Origin of the sequence: Nodularia chucula CCY0103 (assembly GCF_963923915.1) — a bacterium.
GTDB lineage: Bacteria > Cyanobacteriota > Cyanobacteriia > Cyanobacteriales > Nostocaceae > Nodularia > Nodularia chucula.
Window position 1 is genome coordinate 1 of record NZ_CAWUOL010000215.1, and the last position, 694, is coordinate 694.

The 694-nt window shown below is 41.1% G+C and carries 1 protein-coding gene; it reads left to right on the forward strand.

The window, feature by feature from the left end; all coding sequences use genetic code 11:
* Positions 1-694: hypothetical protein (locus ACM0OP_RS24270; RefSeq protein ID WP_414530960.1), on the forward strand; the 694-nt coding region annotated here is incomplete at both ends.

A 694-nucleotide genomic window follows, 5' to 3' on the forward strand; every position in this document is an offset into this window, starting at 1 on the left:
GTATCAGGGGTATTCAAGGCATCCAAGGTATCAGGGGTATTCAAGGTATTCAAGGTATCAGGGGTATTCAAGGCATCCAAGGTATCAGGGGTATTCAAGGCATCCAAGGTATCAGGGGTATTCAAGGTATTCAAGGCAATTTTAATATGGCTGAATTAGCTGGTGTAATGGGGCTGTTAGGAACCATAAACTCAAACATTACTCAAGGTAATGCTCAAACATGGAATCAGATCCAAAGAGCAAAAGTAGAGGTGATAGACAACGCCAGGCGGCTCCCCACCGACCAAATTAAATCAGCAGCCCAAGAAGCCTTTTGTGAGGAATTACAGAATGGTAGATGCTTCCCGGCTGGGTTAAATATGTGGTATCAATCAAGCCCACTGGCTAATATTTCTCAAACAGCATCAATTGTTCCGGTAACGGCTGGAGTAGCAGCATTAAACGTAAAAGTTGCGGCGCTCAATGGACAAGTTGCAGCACTCAATGCAACGGCTTTATCAACTGCTGCAACTGTTACAGCATTACGTCCAACAATTATAAATACTGGTAATGCAGTCAATAATCAAAATAACTCAATTACCAACTTAGGGAATAACGTTAACAACTTAACTAACGTTACTAACCAGACTAATACTAGCGTTAACAACTTAACTAACGTTACTAACCAGACTAATACTAGTGTTAACAACTTAAC